The sequence below is a fragment of the Bacillus sp. GMs2/2 genome, assembly GCF_050172095.1.
GTDB lineage: Bacteria > Bacillota > Bacilli > Bacillales > Bacillaceae_G > Bacillus_A > Bacillus_A cereus.
Genome location: NZ_JBNLYE010000699.1, coordinates 1 through 1261 on the forward strand (window position 1 = coordinate 1; position 1261 = coordinate 1261).

Here is a 1261-nt window from a genome sequence, read left to right on the forward strand (position 1 = left end):
CACTATGCCATATTGAAGTGAGTAATACTAGAGTTAAAATAGATGAAAAAACTGATATTCTAAATTGAATATCAGTTTAATAATATGTGACTTATATGAATCTATAGCAATACGAAAAGCGTAAATAAGATAGCCAACAAAATACGATAGTACGCAAAAGGTTTTAAACCTATCTTCTCTAAAAGCTTTAGAAAAGTTACTACCGCTAGCATCGCTACTATAAAAGAGGTAATGAATCCTACCGCAAACATAGGGATGTCATCGACACTTAAATACTTCCAACTTTTTAGTAAGTCTAAGCCTGTTGCCCCAATCATTACAGGAAGAGCTATTAGAAAAGAGAATTCAGATGCAGTCTTATAATTTACTTTTGCTAATAGACCTCCAGAGATAGTAGAGCCAGCTCTAGAGAAGCCAGGGTATACCGCTAAGCACTGAAATAATCCGATTGTTAAAGCTTGGCGGTATGTTAAATCGTCCAGTGAATAGGCTGCTGCCTCTTTCTTTTTTACTTCTGCAAAGATCATAAGAATTGCCCCTGCTACAAGTCCAATCACAACAGTGTATGGCTGGAATAAGTATGTTTTAATAATATCATGTAGTAGCAAACCAGCAACCACTGCCGGAAATACGCCAAGAAATACATGGAACGCGTTGAATTTTTTTTCTTTCTGTATAAGAGGTTTAATATTACATAAAGAAACGAGACGTTTATGATATAAAATTGCAATAGCTAAAATTGCGCCTAGCTGAATAACAATTTCAAACGTTTTTGCTCTTTCTCCCTCAAAGCCTAATAAATGCCCGACTAATATAAGGTGGCCAGTAGAAGATATAGGTAAAAATTCAGCTAATCCTTCTACAATACCGAGTATGAAGGCAATAATGATATCGCTCATAGTTTCACTCCTATACATTAATGAATGTCTACTTTTTTAAAATAGAATAGTGTTGCAATAAATCCGGAAATTGTCGTTACTGCAATGATGATATAAGAATACTCTGGTGGATATGTCGGTTGTAATTCGTTATTTGCGATATCTAGAGTAGCGGTCCACGGAAATAAATCTTTATGCTTGGAGTTTACGAGCATAAGATTAGTCATTGTAATAATGACTGTTAATATAATGGGTGGTACATAGCTCTTCATTACAAGAGTTAGTAGCACAATAGGTGAAGACAATAGAAAGAGAAGTCCACCACATATTAAAAATTCTAGGAAAGAACCTAAAAGTAAAGAAATGTTAAAACCAGGGAAGTT

At 34.6% G+C, this 1261-nt stretch carries 2 protein-coding genes; both read right to left on the minus strand.

Translation table 11 applies throughout. The annotated features are described in order from the left end of the window. Window positions 1-101: 101 nt before the first annotated feature. A complete protein-coding gene (uppP, locus tag ACQGS6_RS28780; protein ID WP_001279957.1) occupies window positions 102-899 on the minus strand; it encodes an undecaprenyl-diphosphate phosphatase UppP in 798 nt (265 codons plus the stop codon). 17 nt (window positions 900-916) lie between these two features. Next, window positions 917-1261: ABC transporter permease (locus ACQGS6_RS28785; RefSeq protein ID WP_426966052.1), on the minus strand; the 345-nt coding region annotated here is incomplete at its 5' end.

What these genes read in the sequence shown, in the direction of transcription:
- uppP (WP_001279957.1), bottom strand. Translation starts at nt 899, where the DNA reads ATGAGCGATATCATTATTGCCTTCATACTCGGTATTGTAGAAGGATTA.